Origin of the sequence: Aequorivita sublithincola DSM 14238 (genome assembly GCF_000265385.1) — a bacterium.
Classification (GTDB): Bacteria; Bacteroidota; Bacteroidia; order Flavobacteriales; family Flavobacteriaceae; genus Aequorivita; species Aequorivita sublithincola.
The window spans coordinates 152,315-168,764 of sequence record NC_018013.1 but is presented as its reverse complement, the minus strand read 5'-3'; the positions used below and the strand labels follow the sequence as shown (position 1 = coordinate 168,764).

Sequence of the window (16,450 nt, the reverse complement as noted above, 5' to 3'; positions counted from 1 at the left end):
TTTATTATTTCTTTCCTACTCACCATTCACCAGAAATTATTCATTAGGCATTATTCATTAGCCATTAGACATTATTCATTCTCAATACTGTCTTTGGTAACATTAGTTACTTACACACTCTAATTTCTAATGTATTTTTGCCGCAAATTAAATGTAGCAATGAAGATTAAAATTATAATTACGCTATTTGGTTTATTGCCAGCAATACTATTTGCGCAGCAAACAGTCCCAATTTCCAAAGCAGCAGTACTGGAAAAGGTGATTCAGCAAAATAATAAATTGAAGATAGGCGAGCAGCAAGTACTTGCGGCAAAAGGCGATTACAACCAGACTAATGCAGTTTTTTTGCCAAACATAAGTGCTTCGCATAGCGGAATGGCAACTACAAATCCGCTAATGGCTTTCGGTTTTAAACTGAATCAGGAAATAGTTACACAAGCAGATTTTAATCCTAATAATTTAAACAATCCTTCACAGATTAACATGTTCGCCACAAAATTTGAAGTGCAACAACCTCTTATAAATGTTGACGGTATTTATCAAAGAAAAGCAGCAAAAGCAAAGTGGAACGCAACTCAAATGCAACTAGCTAGGACTGGCGATTATCTTTCTTTGGAAACCGAAAAGGCGTATATGCAATTGCAATTAGCCTATAAAAGTGTGACCGTTTTGGAAACTGCTCATAAAGCTGCCAATGAAAACCTTCGTTTGGCAAACAACAGTTTTAAGCAAGGTTATTTGCAGCAAAGCGATGTTTTAGCTGTGCAAGTGCGTGTTACCGAAGTAGAAAACCAATTGCAATACGCAAAAAGTAATGTGATAAATGCTTCGGAATATCTTGCCGTGCTTATGAATGAAGAAGTTGAGGGAGTTTTAAAACCAACGGATTCTTTGATGGTTGCTTCGGAATTAAGTTTTGCTGAAAAACTTTCAAATTCTAGAGCAGATATTCAAGCAATGGAGTTTGCTACCGAAGCTTACAAGCAAAATTACAAAGCAGATAAAATGACATTTCTCCCAAGACTAAACGCTTTCGGAAGCTACGAACTATACGACGACCAGATTTTTCAAGCAGATGCGAACGGATATTTATATGGCGCAGCCCTAACTTGGAATCTTTTTGAAGGCTCCAAGCGTTTCGGAAAAACACAAAAAAGCAAAGTTGAATTCAATCAAGCAAATCTTGAATTAGATCAATACAAAGCCGAAAGCCAATTAGAAATTAACAAAGCAAAACGTATGTTTCAAGACTCCAAAAACAATTTAAAATTGACCGAATTGGCACTCGAACAATCAAAAGAAGCCTTGCGTATTCGCACCAATAGATTTACCGAAGGTCTAGAAAGAACAACCGATTTGTTAATGGCCGAAACCCAGTTTTCGCAAAAACAGTTAGAATTTTTCAACACCGTTTTTCAGCATAATTACGCTTTAGCATACCTTCAATTTTTAACAAAAAACTAACCACCAATGAAAAATATATATACGCTCCTCTTATTTTCAGCAGTAATCAGTTTTACAGCCTGTAATAATACTTCCGAAGAAAAAATCGTGGATAATTCCCCAGAAGTTGTAGTAACAGTTAGTTCGGTTGCCGCTGAAAATAACACGCCTTTTTTAACTGCCAGCGGAAAAATAGAAGCCGCCAACAGCGCCACTCTTAGTACGAGAATGATGGGCTTTGTGGATAAAGTTCACGTAAATGTGGGTGATAAAGTTTCAAAAGGACAATTGTTAGTAAGCATCAATAATTCTGATCTTTCTGCAAAAAACGCGCAGACAAGCGCTGGGATTACGGAAGCTAAGGCGGCTTTCAACAATGCCGAAAAAGATTACCAACGTTTCCAAAATCTGTTTGCAGATAAAAGTGCAAGCCAGAAGGAACTTGATGATCAACGCGCCAGATATGAAATGGCAAAAGCAAGACTTGAAGGTGCAAGACAAATGAAAAACGAAGTACAATCGCAATTTGCGTATGTAAGTCTTCGCGCTCCTTTTAACGGAGTTGTTACCAACAAATTTATTGAAGCTGGCGATATGGCAAATCCAGGAATGCCATTAATTTCGGTTGAAGGCCCAGGGAATTTTGAAGTTACTGCTTCAGTTCCCGAAAGCGAAATTTCAAAAATAAAACCTGGAAGTGAAGTGAAAGTAATTGTAAAATCTTCAGATAAAATAATTCCTGCAACAGTCACCGAAGTAAGTACTTCCGCTAGAAATACGGGCGGACAGTTTTTGGTAAAAGTGGTTTTAGATAAGACTGAAGCCAGCATTCTTTCAGGAATGTATGCGACGGTTCAGTTTCCAATTGAAAAGAAAACCGATGTTACATCAGTTTTAGTACCAGAAGAAGCTTTGGTAAAACGCGGACAATTAACAGGAATTTACACAGTGAGCGAAAGCAATACTGCAATACTTCGCTGGTTAAGAATAGGTCGAACTTTCGGCGACAATGTGGAAATACTTTCAGGACTTAATGCAGACGAAAACTATATTATTTCTTCCGAAGGAAAACTTTTCAACGGGGCGAAAATAACCATTAAGCAATAACGATGAAGGACGGATTAGCAGGCAAAATTGCCAAGTTATTTATAGGCTCGAAGCTTACAGTGCTTTTGATGATCGTGTTTATGGTCGTTGGTGTGTGGGCCTCGTTTTTAATACCGCGCGAGGAAGAACCGCAAATTGATGTTGCAATGGCCGATATCTTTGTAGGTTATCCAGGTGCATCGCCAACCGAAGTAGAATCGAGGGTTGTGAAACCTTTGGAAAAATTGGTTTCCAACATTCCTGGGGTTGAATATGTGTATTCCACCTCCTCGAAAGAAGGGGCAATGGTAATTGTTCAGTTTTATGTGGGTGAAGATATTGAGCGTTCCTTCGTAAAACTTTACAACGAAATGAACAAGCATATGGACAAAATGCCTCCGGGCGTTACCATGCCGCTTGTAAAACCTCGTGCCATCGATGATGTGCCAATGTTGGGCGTTACACTTTGGAGCGAAAATTATGATGATTTTCAAATAAAGCAAATCGCCGACGAGCTGACTCAGGAAATTGAAAAAGTAAAAGAAGTTTCCACCACCAAAAAAGTTGGTGGCCGTAATAGACAGCTGCGAGTAGTTTTAGACAAAGATAAATTGGCTGCTAGCGGTCTAGACTTCTTGGGCGTTGCCGAAATGATAAAGGCAAACAACCAGCAATTGAGCTCGGGCAGTTTTGATAAAAACGATACGGAGTTTTTGGTTACAACGGGCAATTTTTTAAAGTCTGCAACCGATGTTGAAAACTTGGTTGTTGGTGTTCAACAAAATCAACCTATTTATTTAAAACAGATTGCAGCAATTTTTGACGGGCCCGAAATTCCGAGAAATTATGTTTCCTTCGGTTATGGCGGAGCTACGGAAAATGCTTCAAACTATCTTTCAGAATATCCTGCGGTAACCATTTCCGTAGCAAAAAGAAAAGGTGCGGATGCTATGAAAATTGCCAATGTAATTATCGATAAAGTAGATCATTTACGAAGCAACCTAATTCCAGATGATGTTCACGTAGAAATCACGAGAAATTACGGCGAAACCGCTTCACAAAAAGTTTCAGAATTATTGATGCACCTTCTAGGAGCAATCTTTGCTGTTACTTTAATTGTAATGCTGGCAATGGGCTGGCGTGGTGGTTTGGTAGTTTTCCTTTCGGTGCCAATTACGTTTGCATTAACGCTTTTGAGTTATTATCTACTCGATTATACACTGAATAGAATTACACTTTTCGCACTAGTTTTCGTTACGGGAATCGTCGTTGATGACTCCATTATTATTGCCGAAAATATGCATAGGCATTTCAAAATGAAACGCTTACCGTTTAAGCAGGCAGCTATTTACGCGATAAATGAAGTAGGAAATCCAACGATTTTAGCAACTTTCACGGTAATTGCTTCGGTATTGCCGATGGCGTTTGTTTCAGGATTAATGGGGCCTTATATGTCGCCAATGCCAATTGGAGCTTCTATCGCTATGATACTTTCGTTGTTTGTTGCATTAACAATTACGCCGTATTTGGGTTACATTTTCCTTCGTGAAAAGGACAAAAAAGGAAGAGCACCGAAAGAAGAAAAACCTTTAGAAAGCACTTTCATCTATAGACTTTATTCAAAATTAGAAACTCCTTTAATTGAAAATATAAAAACACGCTGGCTATTTTTAGGAATCACAGTCATAATGCTTTTAGGTTCTGTAATGATGTTTTTCACAAATGCGGTTGCTGTAAAAATGCTTCCTTTCGACAATAAAAACGAAATGCAAGTTGTGATCGATATGCCTGAAGGAACAACTTTAGAACGAACAGCTGTAGTTGCTAAAGAAATTGGACAATACCTGTCAACACAGCCATTGGTAGTGAATTATCAAAATTATGTGGGTACTTCTGCGCCGATAACTTTTAACGGTTTGGTACGCCATTACGATTTACGTGGTGGCAGCAATATGGCTGATATTCAGGTAAATTTGGTTAATAAGGACGATAGAAAACTTCAAAGTCACGATATCGCAAAACTAATTAGACCACGTATTCAAGAAATAGGAAAGAAGTTTGGCGCGAATATAAAAATCGTTGAAGCTCCGCCAGGACCACCAGTACTTTCAACGATTGTAGCTGAAATATACGGGCCAGATTATGACCAACAAATTGCAGTTGCAAAACAAGTTGAAAACATTTTGAACGAAACTCAAGATGTTGTGGATGTTGATTGGATGGTTGAAGACGATCAAACGGAATACGAATTTATAATAGACAAAGAAAAAGCAATGCGTTACGGAATTGCGCCGCAACAAATTGTTTATACAATGAATATGGCACTTTCAAACAAGTCAGTAACCAATCTTTACGATGAAAACGTTGTAGAACAAGTTGGAATTTTATTGGCTTTAGATGAAAAGGAAAAATCTACAATTCAGGATATTTCGCAATTGCAAATTGCTTCAAAACAAGGCAATATGGTTTCTGTGGGCGATTTGGTAACGATTGAAGAAACCATTCGTGCAAAAAGTATTTACCGCAAAAACCAAAAACGAGTGGTTTATGTATTGGCAGATATGGCAGGGGAGCTCGAAAGCCCTGTTTACGCTATTCTGGGAATGACCGATAAGCTGAACGAAATTAAATTACCAGCTGGTTATAAAATGAATGAACTGTATTTGCAACAGCCAGAATATGAAGACGATTATACAGTGAAATGGGATGGCGAATGGCAAATTACGCTTGAAGTATTCCGCGATTTGGGAATTGCATTCTTAGGAGTAATCATCATCATTTACATTTTGATTGTAGGTTGGTTTCAAAACTTTAAGGCTCCAATAGTAATGATGGTTGCAATACCATTATCTTTAATAGGAATTGTACTCGGACACTGGATTATGGGCGCGTTTTTTACAGCTACTTCCTTTATCGGAATGATTGCCCTCGCTGGAATTATGGTGCGAAATTCAGTATTATTAATAGACTTTATAAATTTACGAACCGCGGAAGGAATTCCACTAAAACAAGCTGTTATAGAAGCAGGAGCAGTGCGAACAACTCCAATTTTATTAACAGCCGGAACCGTTGTGATTGGCGCATTTGTAATTCTATTCGACCCAATTTTTCAAGGACTTGCAATTTCATTAATGGGTGGGTCCATTGTTTCTACAGTGCTTACATTGCTTGTGGTGCCGTTGGTTTATTATATGATTGAACGGAAAAACTTTAAGGAGTAATTTAAAAAAGCAAATATTAATTGCTTTAGTGGTTCCGATAGAACGAAGTATTTAACTTGTAAATTTCAATATTATGATTAGTAGATATATTAGAGGAGTTGCAGGAGCTATTATATTAATCAGTCTTTTATTGGCTGTTTATATAAATATTAGTTGGTTGTGGCTAACTGGTTTTGTTGGCTTCAATTTACTTCAGTCATCAATTACAAAATGGTGTTTGTTGGAAAAAATTCTTAAAAGAATTGGAGTAAAAGATAAAAAGGAAAGTTGCAGTTCCTAACAGTTTTTCTTCAACTAAAACCTCACGAAAAATCCCGCGACAAAATATTGTTGCGGGATTTTTTATTTACTAAAAGTGTCTGCAATATATTCTCGAAAGACTTTCCAATTATGACATTGGTCATTTCAAAACAGATATATATAGAATATATTTGAAAATATAAACCAATTCAGATTAGCTATGACTATAAACATCCAATACGTGAAAATGCCCACCAGTGAGGCCATGAACAAGTATGTAGAAAAGAGGTTGAATAAAATCGCTGAAAAATATGAATGGCTTATTAGAGCTGATGTTAGTTTTAAACTGGAAAACAATGTGTATGGAAAAGGCAACATTTGTGAAATGGAACTGAGTCTTCCAGGACCCAAAATATTTGCAACTTCAACAGAAGCAACTTTTGAAGCCGCCGCAAAAGAAACAATTTCGGATATCGAAAAACAGCTCAAAAAACGCAAAGCTAAATTCACAATACACTAAAAATTATTAAGATGAAAAAAATATTAGTTCCCGTAGATTTCTCACAGCATTCTGATTATGCCCTAGAAGTTGCGGCAGGAATTGCCAAAAAACAAAACGCTGAAATTATTGCGCTACATATGATGGGCCTTAGCGAAGCGGTTGTAACGCGTGATGAAAGTAAAGAAGTTTTTGAAGCAATGTTTTATATGAAATTAGCTGAAAAACGTTTCGCAGAATTTCTTGATAAAGATTATTTGAAAGGAATAAAGGTGACGGACGCCGTTCACAATTATAAAGTTTTTAGTGAATTGAACGATGTAGCACTCGATTTTGAAGCAGATTTAATTGTAATGGGGTCTCACGGAAGTTCAGGTTTAAAGGAAGTTTTCGTAGGAAGCAACACAGAAAAAGTGGTCCGCACTTCTGAAATTCCTGTATTGGTCATTAAGCACCAAACAACAGATTTTAATCCACAACTTGGCGTTTTTGCTTGCGACTTTTTGCCAAATTCAATAACGCCTTATTTAAAAGCAAAAAGGATGTTCGACGTACTAGGAATTAAAATGCAGCCGATATATATAAATCTTGCGGGAGATTTCAGAAATACTCGTGAAATTGAAAAACGTATTTTAACTTTTATGAATGAAGCCAAAGAGCCAAATCCTTTTGAAAGTCTAAATAATGTAGTCCAATATAACGACTATTCTGTGGAAGCTGGAATTTTTGCTTATAGCCAACTTGCAGGCGCAGATATTATTGCTTTACCAACGCAAGGTCGCCAAGGTTTGGCACACTTTTTCTCTGGAAGTATTGGCGAAGACGTGGTAAACCATTCAGATTTGCCAGTAATGACTTTTAAGATAAGTTAATTGCTATCGACATCAATTAACAACAGAAAGCAGGAATTTCATTTTGAATTCCTGCTTTTTTATCTCTAAAGTAAAGTGTTAAGCGCAATCTCAATCATCTTTGAAAAACTGCCTTCACGTTCTTCAGCAGTGGTACTTTCACCAGTTACCAAGGAATCGGAAATAGTCAAAATAGCCAAAGCTTTCACATTGAATTTGGCAGCGATTGTGTAGAGTCCAGCAGCTTCCATTTCTACGCAAAGCACTCCAAACTCTGCCCATTTTTTATAATTATTGAAGTCGTCTTCATAAAATTGATCGCTGGAAAGCACGTTTCCTGCTTTTATGGGAATGTTTCTTTCCTTAGCGTAAAGTGCGGCTTTCATAAATAATTCGAAATTGGCAGTAGGCGAGAAGTCGCAGTTTACAAAACGTGTGTTGTTTATGCCAGAATTTGAGGATGCAGCCATTGCAATTACTATATCGCGTAGATTGATGTCTTTTTGATACGAGCCAGCCGAACCAACGCGAATTAGGTTTTTCACGCCGTAATCATTAATAAGTTCGTGGCAATAAATTAAGGCCGAAGGAATACCCATTCCAGTTCCTTGAACCGAAATCGGTTTCCCCTGAAAAGTGCCTGTATAGCCCAACATTCCACGAACGTCATTATAGCATTTTGCGTTTTCAAGAAAAATTTCTGCAATCCATTTGGCGCGCATTGGGTCGCCAGGAAGTAAAACCGATTCTGCAATTTCGCCAGCTTTGGCTTCAATATGTGTGCTCATCTGTGTCTTTTTTTGTGGACGTTACAATCTCGATTCCCGAGGAAGTTCCTATTCTACTAACACCCATTTCAATATATTTTTTGGCAGTTTCAGTATCTTTAATTCCTCCGGAAGCTTTTATTTTTAAGGTGTCGCCAACTTCGTAAATCATTATTTTTACGACGTTTTCTGTTGCTCCGTCTGTTCCGAAACCGGTGGAGGTTTTTACAAAATCGGCACCAGCACGCTTAGCTATTTGGCAAGCTATTCGTACTTCATCATCGGTTAAATAGCAGGTTTCAAGTATTACTTTTAAAGTTCTACTGCCAATTGCTTCCTTAACAGCTGAGATTTCTTCCCGAACAGATTTGTGTAATTTTGCTTTCAGTAGACCAATGTTCAGTACCATATCAATTTCATCTGCGCCATCTTTTATACATTGTGCTGCTTCGCATACTTTGGTGTGGCAACTGTTTGCACCTAAAGGAAAACCAACAACCGCAGCGACTTTTACATGGCTATTTTTTAATTCCTTTGCAGCTAAAAGAACATAACAACTGTTAACACAAACGGCATAAAAATTATATTCTTTAGCTTCGTTACAAAGTTTTATAATATCTTTTGGAGAAGTTGTTGCCTTGAGCACAGTATGATCTATATACTTATTCAGTTCCATCAATTTTTGTGTTGATTGATTATAGTAACAAGTTCGTTTTTTTGAAGAACGCCGCTCTGTCTCCAAAGTTGTTTTCCGTTTTTAAAAAGAATCATTGTTGGAACACCTCGCACTTGAAATTGTGAAGCTAAGGGTTGGTTTTTGTCAACGTCTATTTTTACAATTTTCACATAATCTCCCAATTCATCTTTTACTTGTTTTAGTATTGGTGCAAGCATTTTGCAAGGTCCGCACCAATCTGCATAAAAGTCAACTAATACAGGTATTTCTGAGTTTATTATTTTATGGAAGTTGCTTTTCATTGTTTATTTTTTTAGCCTAATAGAGGATTCCTTTTGTTTTTCCTTAAAACAGGCATCAACATTTCCAACGGAATTTTTATAGAATACGTTCCTGTGTAGGACGGACAAATAACACAATCGTCAAAGTAAAATTCTACCACATCATCATTTATTACAAAATTATTTTTTGCGCCGAAAAAATCATCTGCAGAAATTGCCCAACAATCGTAATAAATTTCACCAGAATTTATCTTTTCCTTTAAAAGTGAATTCAAAATTTCGCGAAGCTCTTCTTCAGTTCCATTATTGAAAAAATCTTCATATTTCATGAAAACTGCACGCTCCAAGTCAAAATTTAAACATTCAAAAGTATAGGCAGCATGAGCAGCGCCAGTGTAGTGGTTTTCTTTGTAAAAAAGAACGCTAATCAGTCTGTCGTTGAGGTTGTAGATTTTGTAATCTACTGTTCGCAATTCATTTTGTTTAGGAATTCCTAATGAATCACACAGTCGCTTTTCTTCCAAAATTTGCTTTTCTATGCTTTTTATAGCTACAAAGTGTTTGTTGATATATTCGTTGAAATTTTCAAATTGAGGTTTTATTTTTTCGTTTAGGTATGGATATTTAAAATTCAAAGTGTACAAGTCGTCTACCTTTAAAAAAGATTTAGAGATAAGTAACTCTTCTAATTCTGCTTTAGAATCTTTTTTCTCAAGAAGTTCTCGTCTTTTCAGATTGAGAGCTTTTTGTTGAAATTCTAAGTTTTCGTTGGAAACTTTCAAAGAATCTAAAATTATTTCGGAATTGATTTCCATATCCGTTACAACTTCCTCCTTTTTTGGATCGTTTTTACAAGCAATTAAAGTGAAAATAAATACTAATGACAGAAAAACTCTCATGTTTTGGATTTTTTAATTAATAAAAATAAGCAAACAATTTTATTGCCGAAAAGGAATTTTTTCAATGTACGGCTTTTAATCTTTCAAAAGAATTTTCAGTTTAGCGAGCATAATCACTTCGATTTTGTTTTTTCCGGCGAAGCTATTGGCTATAGCATTTGCAGTTTTCCAAATTAATTCTTTTCGTTCTTTGGTAAAAAGCTTAGCATTTTCTGTTTTATAATCTGCGAAACTATCAAAGCATTCCTTTGCTTCAAGTTGTTCATAATCAAACCATTCAAAAACCACTTCTATTTGGTGGGCAGCATCGGTATGGAACGGATCTTCATAAGCATCAAGGTCTTTCCATTCTTCCAAAACCAATTTTTTGAGTGCGTTATATTCTTCCTTTCGCACTACTTTGTCTGCCGCTGCAATGGCGTAAAAAAGCTCACCAGTTTTCTGATAAAACAGCAGCTGCGGTTTTTCTAAGGTTCCCATAATTCTATAGTTTAATGATTTTTAATGAGGTAAAACTAACTTGTTTGTTTAAGAATTTTTATGACATAAATCAGTTCTCAAAAACTGTTTAAAATCCTTACTTTTGGGGGATGAAGGTTTTTGAGGAAAAAAAAGGAAACATTTTCAAGATTTTGTCTGAAGCGATTTCAGAAGGCATTGTTATCGTTAACGAGAAACAGGAAATTGTTACTTCTAATGAAGCTGCAGACAATATGTTTGGGTATAAAACTGGCGAGCTTTTGGGAAAAAGCTTAAACGTTTTGATTCCCAGAGAATACCGTCAGAGTCACCCAAAACAAGTTAATGAATTTTTAGGGAAAAGAGATCCAAGGCAAATGGGGCACGGACGCGATCTTTATGGAGAACGTAAGGATGGAAGCATTTTTCCTGTGGAAGCTGGATTAAATCCTTTTGAAATTTACAGCAGTAAATATGTTATGGCGCTTGTAACCGATATTTCTGTTCGTAAAAATCAAGAAAACGAAATTATAGAACTTAACTCCTCATTGGAACAAAAAATTCAAGATCGTACCAAAGAACTTAAGAAAACCATTGATGAATTAAATGAAGAAGTTGCAAAACGCAAGGAAGCCGAGCATAAAATCACGGAATCTCTACGGAAGGAACGCGAATTGAATGATTTGAAAACAAAGTTCTTGTCCTTGGTTTCACACGAATTTAAAACTCCTTTGAGCGGGATTCTCACTTCAGCTACACTCGCTGGAAAATATACTGAAACCGAGCAACAGGATAAAAGGGAAAAGCACCTAAAAACCATTCAAAGTAAAGTGAAATATTTAAATAATATTTTGAATGATTTTTTATCTATTGAGCGCTTGGAATCTGGAAAGGCTAATTATAAGTTTGATACATTTCCGTTGAGTAAAGTTGTGAATGAAGTAATTTATAACGCAAACATGTTATTGAAGGAAGGTCAGAAAATAAACTATCCCAATGATATTGATGATATTACAATAAATTTTGATGAAAAAATCCTAGAGCTTTCTTTAACGAACCTTATAAATAACGCAGTGAAATATTCGCCAGAACACAGCACGATTGATGTGGTTGTGCTTCACGAAAAAGATTTACTAAGTATAGAAATTATTGACGAAGGAATTGGGATTCCGCAGAAAGAGCAAAAGTACATTTTCAATCGATATTTCCGGGCAGAAAACGCTTTGTTGAATCAAGGCACGGGTATTGGTCTTAACATTGTAAAGAGCCATTTGGAAAGCCTTGGCGGAAGTGTTAGTTTTGAAAGTGTAGAAAATAATGGCAGTAAATTCACTATTTCTTTTCCAATACAAAATATATAAAATTAAATGAAAACCATCCTCCTAATTGAAGACGACACCGCCTTACGCGAAAACACCGCCGAGCTTTTGGAGCTTTCCAATTACAAAGTTTTTACTGCCCCAAACGGCAGAATAGGGATAGAAAAAGCAATTCAAGAAACGCCAAACATAATTATTTGTGATATTATGATGCCCGAAATTGATGGTTATGGTGTATTGGAAGCAGTAACTTCTGAAGAAAAAACCAAGCATATTCCTTTCATTTTTCTTTCGGCCAAAACGGAACACAAAGAAATTAGAAAAGGAATGGATATGGGCGCGGACGATTATCTCACAAAACCTTTTGATGAAGAAGAGCTGTTAAGTGCTGTGGAAAGTCGCTTGGCAAAGGCGAGCATTTTAGCAATGAGAAATCAAAACCTTTCTATAGATGAAGAAAATCCAAAAAATCTAAATCAGTTAAAGAATTTTTTTTGTGATGAAGGCCAAGTTTCAAAATATAAAAAGGGAGAAAATATTTATCGTAGAGGCGATCATTCTAACAGTCTTTTTTTAATACTTAAGGGCGTTGTGAAAACCCACACTATGGATGACAATGCAAAGGAACTAATCACTGGTCTTCACAAAGAAGACGACTTTTTAGGCTTTACGTCTTTTGATGATAATTTTCCGTACAACGAAACCGCAACAGCTGTGGAAGATGTTGAAATTGTTGGATTATCAAAAGCTTACGTCAAGGATATTTTGAAGAAAAGCCAAGATGTTTCTTTAGAATTAATGAATCTTCTTTCCGATAATCTTGCTGATGTAAAACAACAATTACTGAAAATGGCGTATAGCTCGGTTAGGAAAAAAACGGCCTCAACCATTATTCAGTTTGTTGAAATAATGAATAAAAATCCAAAAGCTCCATTGCGAATTTCTAGAAATGATCTAGCCGCAACCGCGGGAATTGCTACGGAAAGTTTAATAAGAACACTTTCAGATTTTAAAAAAAGTGGTATTATTGAAATTGAAGGACGAGATATTCGAGTTATAGATTTGGAGAGTTTAAGAGATATTAATTAAATCGCTTTTAAACTTTCGAATACTCCTTTTGCATATAGTTTATGAAGTTTTTTCCTAAACTATTTTTTCCTGTTTTCAACATTAAATCAGTCAATTTACTAAAAACTGATTTTTGTCATTTATTGTAACAAACAGTACAGATACATTTGTCAGTGTGAATTGTTTGCAATGAAAAATATATTAATTCCTACGGATTTTTCTGAGAATGCGCATAATGCCATTAGGTATGCGCTGGATTATTTTGCCGAAATTCCTGTGAATTTTTACATACTTCATTCGTCCTCCAAAGGCAAACTTCAAGTAGATCCTGAGTTTGAAGGTTTTTTTGATTCCGAAATACAAACCGTTCAAAACACGACTTCACTTTTAAAAGCGGAAATAACTACATGTCGAATTTCAACCAAAAACTCCGAACACAACTTTTTCGCTCTTGAAGAAGATTCAAATTTAGTGGAAGCCATCCGCAAACAAGTTTCCGAAAAGGAAATAGACTATATTTTGATGGGTACAAAAGGCGCATCAAAAAATAATTCTAGTGACATGGGAAGCAATACTGTAGAGGTTATCACAAAAGTGAAATGTCCAATAATGATAATCCCAGGAGATGCGCGCTTTGTAGGCGTAAAAAACATTGCTTTTGTTACAGACTACAACTGTGTTTATCGCAACAAGGTGATAAGTACACTTTCTGAAACTTTGAGTCTTCACAATGCGCCACTTCGCGTGCTTCATGTGAAATCCAACAATTCAGATCTTAGCGTAACCCAAACAGACAACAAGGGATTTCTGCACTATTTTTTTAGGGAAAAGAAACACAGTTTTCACTTTGTGGAAAACAAGGAACTTGAAACTGGTATTGAAAACTTCGTTGAAACTTGGGAAATAAGCTTAGTTTCAATTGTAGCAAAAAATTTGAATTTCATCCAGCGATTGCTCCTAAGGCCGGCGGTGAAATTTGTGAGTTATCACACCCACGTTCCGTTTTTGGTGATTCATGAATAGTTTTTAGTATTCAGTTTTCAGTAAAAAAAATTTAATTAAATATTTCTACATTTCAAATTTTCAAGTCATAAATCTACAGTTGTATTTTTCTTAACAAATCCTTAATAATCAATAGTTAAGATGACATTAATCATACTTTTTTAGTGTTCCGTTTGCTACCTTTACTTTTCAATTTTTAAAGTAATATCATGCGAAAAATATTAGTTCCCACAGATTTCTCAAATAATGCGTATGCTGCATTAGTTTATGTTTCAAGACTTTTTAGCGATGAAGCTTTAAGTATAACCATTCTTCATTCTTTTTCTGATGAAATCGGCAAATTAACAAGTCGTGTAGATATTGGTCGTTCTGATAGTATTATTGAAACCCTTTACAAACAATCTGACGAGGATGGGGAAAAATTGTTGGAGAAAATTAAACTCGATACAAAAAAACAATCCCACAAATACGAAATTATTTCAACGCCAGCTTCATTGTCAAAATCCATAAACAGCTTGGTTGTTTCTGAAGATATAGACCTTGTTGTAATGGGCAGCAAAGGTCGTACAGGCGCCGAAGATGTACTGATGGGAAGCACGACCGTTACGATTACTAAAAGTTTGGAAGGTTGTCCGCTACTGATTGTTCCCAGCCAAGTTGGCTTTGTGATTCCTTTAAAAATGGCTTTCGCAACAGACTATAATGAGTTTTATCAACTCTCAAAATTGAAACCTATAACGCGTTTGGTAAGACAGTATAATTCTCAACTTCATATAATTCACGTAGGTTTAGAAGCAAATTTGGATGAAAAACAACAACAGAACTTTGAGAAGTTTAAGAATGATCTTACCGAATATGACACAGCGTTTCATTTCGTCCCTAAAAACGGAAACATTTCAAAATCGCTTCACGCTTTTATCGATGAAAGAGAAATAGACCTTTTTACATTAATTTATCACAAACATGCTTTTATTAAGCAACTTTTCCGCGAACCAGTGGTTAGTAGAGTAGGGAAACACGCACATGTTCCCACTTTAGTAATTCCAGTGAAATATTAAAATAGTAGCAGAAAAGTAAATCAATTCATTTAAAAAAAATCAATTATGAAAAAGCGAATATTAATTCCCACAGATTTTTCAAAAAATTCTTGGAACGCCCTTAAATATGCAATGGAAATATACAAAAGGGAAGATTGCGAATTTTTTATATTGCACACCTTTTATCATTCAGGATATTCCAAAGACAATCTTTTGATTCCCGAACCCACTGAAAAAGCACATCTTGCGGCAAAGGAAAATGCTGAAAGGAATATGGAAAAGTTTAAAGTGCAGATGGGTTTATTTGAAGAAAATGATAAACACACATTTCAATATATTACTGAATTTGGGTCGTTTTTCGATGTTCTGAAAAAAACAGTTGAGAAGCAAGATATTGAATTGGTTGTAATGGGAACTCAGGGCGAAACGGACAATAAAACCATAATCCTTGGAAGTAATGCCGTAAATGCAATGGAGGAAATCAGGAATTGTCCAGTGCTCGCCATTCCAGCAACTGTTATGTTTAAGGATCCTAACGAGATTGTATTTCCGACCAGTTTTAGAACGCATTATAAGGAAAAGGAACTGGCAACTTTGGTTGAAATTTCACGGTGCACAAACGCTCCAATCCGCATTTTGCACATTCAAAAAGGTAAAACGTTGACAAAAGCACAATTGGATAACAAAGCATTACTGGAACGTCTTTTGGACCCAGCAACGTTCACACAACACACGCTATTTGATATAGATTTACGTGATGGTGTTCGCAGTTTTGTTCAAAGCCGCCAAAGTGAAATGATTGCAATTGTAAACAAAAAACACAATTTTTTCAGCAGTATTTTTTCAAACCCAATGGTGAAAGAACTTGGTAAGCATACCAATGTGCCTCTTTTGGCAATGCACGATTTAAGAAATTAAAACAGATCGAACTATTTTAAATATAGACTCTCAAAAATAGAGTAGCCAATTATTTAAAATAATTACTATAAGCATCGAGGTTTTCCTTGATGCTTTTTGTTATTTCGGCACCTTCTGTTGTTGTTGAAACTTTTCCTAAAGCTCCAATTTTCTCAATTAATGGATGTAAAAAAACGTGAAGGTTATCGTGTGAAGGTCCTTTCATCGTACATTGTTTAACTACAGTATTTTTTTCTTCATTTAACTGAGTAGCTAAGCCGTGATAATCTTCAATAGATTGTGGCTCGCTAGACTTTATATCTTCAAGCATTTTTAGTACCCCTTCATTTGTTTCCAGATTGGCTTCCCATTTGGCGCCGTTATCTAGGGCTATTTCATTTACCCAGTCATTGTTTAAAGAATGATCTTCGGTATGTATTTCTTCTGAATTATTTTCTTGAATCACTTCTGTTGCTTCAACAGTCTCAGATTGTTCTTGCTTATTGGCATCGTTACAACCTATTGTAATTGCTGAAATAAGAGCTGTGTATAAAATTGCTTTTCTCATAATTGATAAATTTTGGTAAAAGTAACTTTTCAGTATTCTTCTTTTTATGATTTTTATCATAAAAAGTTGCCTCTAGCTGAAATTTTTGACACCATATATTTTCTTTATTATTAAATAAGATTAAAAGATATAATAAT

Annotated in this window: 17 protein-coding genes; 11 read left to right on the top strand and 6 right to left on the bottom strand. The window is 35.7% G+C overall.

Annotated features, from left to right (window positions below):
• Window positions 1-159 precede the first annotated feature (159 nt).
• The 6 genes from AEQSU_RS00795 to AEQSU_RS00770 all read left to right on the top strand — a co-directional run bounded on the left by AEQSU_RS00795 (window position 160) and on the right by AEQSU_RS00770 (window position 7,361).
• On the top strand, window positions 160-1,464 hold the full coding sequence (locus AEQSU_RS00795) for a TolC family protein (RefSeq protein WP_014780948.1): 1,305 nt from the start codon (window positions 160-162) through the stop codon (window positions 1,462-1,464).
• Between the two features lie 6 nt (window positions 1,465-1,470).
• Window positions 1,471-2,550 carry an efflux RND transporter periplasmic adaptor subunit gene (locus tag AEQSU_RS00790; RefSeq protein WP_014780947.1) on the top strand — a complete coding sequence of 360 codons (1,080 nt, stop codon included), beginning with the start codon at window positions 1,471-1,473 and terminating at the stop codon, window positions 2,548-2,550.
• Window positions 2,551-2,552: 2 nt separating this feature from the next.
• Window positions 2,553-5,750 carry an efflux RND transporter permease subunit gene (locus AEQSU_RS00785; protein ID WP_014780946.1) on the top strand — a complete coding sequence of 1,066 codons (3,198 nt, stop codon included), beginning with the start codon at window positions 2,553-2,555 and terminating at the stop codon, window positions 5,748-5,750.
• 73 nt (window positions 5,751-5,823) lie between these two features.
• Entirely contained in the window at window positions 5,824-6,030 is a 207-nt protein-coding gene (locus tag AEQSU_RS00780; RefSeq protein WP_014780945.1) for a YgaP family membrane protein, read from the top strand.
• 180 nt (window positions 6,031-6,210) lie between these two features.
• Window positions 6,211-6,510, top strand: coding sequence for a ribosome hibernation-promoting factor, HPF/YfiA family (hpf, locus tag AEQSU_RS00775; RefSeq protein WP_014780944.1), 300 nt, complete (start codon window positions 6,211-6,213; stop codon window positions 6,508-6,510).
• 11 nt (window positions 6,511-6,521) lie between these two features.
• On the top strand, window positions 6,522-7,361 hold the full coding sequence (locus AEQSU_RS00770; RefSeq protein ID WP_014780943.1) for a universal stress protein: 840 nt from the start codon (window positions 6,522-6,524) through the stop codon (window positions 7,359-7,361).
• 65 nt (window positions 7,362-7,426) lie between these two features.
• Here AEQSU_RS00770 and deoD read toward each other — a convergent pair whose 3' ends face one another.
• The 5 genes from deoD to AEQSU_RS00745 form a co-directional block, all read right to left on the bottom strand.
• A complete protein-coding gene (gene deoD, locus AEQSU_RS00765; protein WP_014780942.1) occupies window positions 7,427-8,128 on the bottom strand; it encodes a purine-nucleoside phosphorylase in 702 nt (233 codons plus the stop codon).
• Window positions 8,112-8,783 (bottom strand): deoxyribose-phosphate aldolase, encoded by a 672-nt coding sequence (gene deoC, locus AEQSU_RS00760; RefSeq protein WP_014780941.1) that lies wholly within the window; start codon window positions 8,781-8,783, stop codon window positions 8,112-8,114. The genes deoD and deoC overlap by 17 nt, the downstream gene beginning before the upstream one ends.
• Window positions 8,783-9,085: a thioredoxin gene (gene trxA, locus AEQSU_RS00755; protein ID WP_014780940.1), complete on the bottom strand. Its 303-nt coding sequence runs from the start codon at window positions 9,083-9,085 to the stop codon at window positions 8,783-8,785. Before trxA ends, deoC begins: the two co-directional genes overlap by 1 nt.
• An 11-nt stretch (window positions 9,086-9,096) precedes the next feature.
• Window positions 9,097-9,963, bottom strand: coding sequence for an RsiV family protein (locus AEQSU_RS00750; protein WP_014780939.1), 867 nt, complete (start codon window positions 9,961-9,963; stop codon window positions 9,097-9,099).
• A 75-nt stretch (window positions 9,964-10,038) separates the two neighbouring features.
• Window positions 10,039-10,443 (bottom strand): hypothetical protein, encoded by a 405-nt coding sequence (locus AEQSU_RS00745; protein WP_014780938.1) that lies wholly within the window; start codon window positions 10,441-10,443, stop codon window positions 10,039-10,041.
• A 110-nt stretch (window positions 10,444-10,553) separates the two neighbouring features.
• Between AEQSU_RS00745 and AEQSU_RS00740 the strand changes: the two genes are divergently transcribed.
• The 5 genes from AEQSU_RS00740 to AEQSU_RS00720 all read left to right on the top strand — a co-directional run bounded on the left by AEQSU_RS00740 (window position 10,554) and on the right by AEQSU_RS00720 (window position 15,766).
• Window positions 10,554-11,783 carry a PAS domain-containing sensor histidine kinase gene (locus tag AEQSU_RS00740; RefSeq protein ID WP_014780937.1) on the top strand — a complete coding sequence of 410 codons (1,230 nt, stop codon included), beginning with the start codon at window positions 10,554-10,556 and terminating at the stop codon, window positions 11,781-11,783.
• 6 nt (window positions 11,784-11,789) lie between these two features.
• A complete protein-coding gene (locus AEQSU_RS00735; protein WP_014780936.1) occupies window positions 11,790-12,830 on the top strand; it encodes a response regulator in 1,041 nt (346 codons plus the stop codon).
• Between the two features lie 168 nt (window positions 12,831-12,998).
• On the top strand, window positions 12,999-13,832 hold the full coding sequence (locus AEQSU_RS00730; protein WP_014780935.1) for a universal stress protein: 834 nt from the start codon (window positions 12,999-13,001) through the stop codon (window positions 13,830-13,832).
• 188 nt (window positions 13,833-14,020) lie between these two features.
• Window positions 14,021-14,869 carry a universal stress protein gene (locus AEQSU_RS00725; protein WP_014780934.1) on the top strand — a complete coding sequence of 283 codons (849 nt, stop codon included), beginning with the start codon at window positions 14,021-14,023 and terminating at the stop codon, window positions 14,867-14,869.
• A 45-nt stretch (window positions 14,870-14,914) separates the two neighbouring features.
• A complete protein-coding gene (locus tag AEQSU_RS00720) occupies window positions 14,915-15,766 on the top strand; it encodes a universal stress protein (protein WP_014780933.1) in 852 nt (283 codons plus the stop codon).
• Window positions 15,767-15,815: 49 nt separating this feature from the next.
• Here the strand turns inward: AEQSU_RS00720 and AEQSU_RS00715 are convergent, their stop codons facing one another.
• A complete protein-coding gene (locus AEQSU_RS00715; RefSeq protein WP_014780932.1) occupies window positions 15,816-16,313 on the bottom strand; it encodes a hypothetical protein in 498 nt (165 codons plus the stop codon).
• Window positions 16,314-16,450 lie beyond the last annotated feature (137 nt).

Excerpts from the sequence above, each read along its gene's own strand:
- AEQSU_RS00795 (WP_014780948.1), top strand. The coding sequence starts at position 160 with ATGAAGATTAAAATTATAATTACGCTATTTGGTTTATTGCCAGCAATA.
- AEQSU_RS00790 (WP_014780947.1), top strand. The coding sequence starts at position 1,471 with ATGAAAAATATATATACGCTCCTCTTATTTTCAGCAGTAATCAGTTTT.
- AEQSU_RS00785 (WP_014780946.1), top strand. The coding sequence starts at position 2,553 with ATGAAGGACGGATTAGCAGGCAAAATTGCCAAGTTATTTATAGGCTCG.
- AEQSU_RS00780 (WP_014780945.1), top strand. The coding sequence starts at position 5,824 with ATGATTAGTAGATATATTAGAGGAGTTGCAGGAGCTATTATATTAATC.
- hpf (WP_014780944.1), top strand. The coding sequence starts at position 6,211 with ATGACTATAAACATCCAATACGTGAAAATGCCCACCAGTGAGGCCATG.
- AEQSU_RS00770 (WP_014780943.1), top strand. The coding sequence starts at position 6,522 with ATGAAAAAAATATTAGTTCCCGTAGATTTCTCACAGCATTCTGATTAT.
- deoD (WP_014780942.1), bottom strand. The coding sequence starts at position 8,128 with ATGAGCACACATATTGAAGCCAAAGCTGGCGAAATTGCAGAATCGGTT.
- deoC (WP_014780941.1), bottom strand. The coding sequence starts at position 8,783 with ATGGAACTGAATAAGTATATAGATCATACTGTGCTCAAGGCAACAACT.
- trxA (WP_014780940.1), bottom strand. The coding sequence starts at position 9,085 with ATGAAAAGCAACTTCCATAAAATAATAAACTCAGAAATACCTGTATTA.
- AEQSU_RS00750 (WP_014780939.1), bottom strand. The coding sequence starts at position 9,963 with ATGAGAGTTTTTCTGTCATTAGTATTTATTTTCACTTTAATTGCTTGT.
- AEQSU_RS00745 (WP_014780938.1), bottom strand. The coding sequence starts at position 10,443 with ATGGGAACCTTAGAAAAACCGCAGCTGCTGTTTTATCAGAAAACTGGT.
- AEQSU_RS00740 (WP_014780937.1), top strand. The coding sequence starts at position 10,554 with ATGAAGGTTTTTGAGGAAAAAAAAGGAAACATTTTCAAGATTTTGTCT.
- AEQSU_RS00735 (WP_014780936.1), top strand. The coding sequence starts at position 11,790 with ATGAAAACCATCCTCCTAATTGAAGACGACACCGCCTTACGCGAAAAC.
- AEQSU_RS00730 (WP_014780935.1), top strand. The coding sequence starts at position 12,999 with ATGAAAAATATATTAATTCCTACGGATTTTTCTGAGAATGCGCATAAT.
- AEQSU_RS00725 (WP_014780934.1), top strand. The coding sequence starts at position 14,021 with ATGCGAAAAATATTAGTTCCCACAGATTTCTCAAATAATGCGTATGCT.
- AEQSU_RS00720 (WP_014780933.1), top strand. The coding sequence starts at position 14,915 with ATGAAAAAGCGAATATTAATTCCCACAGATTTTTCAAAAAATTCTTGG.
- AEQSU_RS00715 (WP_014780932.1), bottom strand. The coding sequence starts at position 16,313 with ATGAGAAAAGCAATTTTATACACAGCTCTTATTTCAGCAATTACAATA.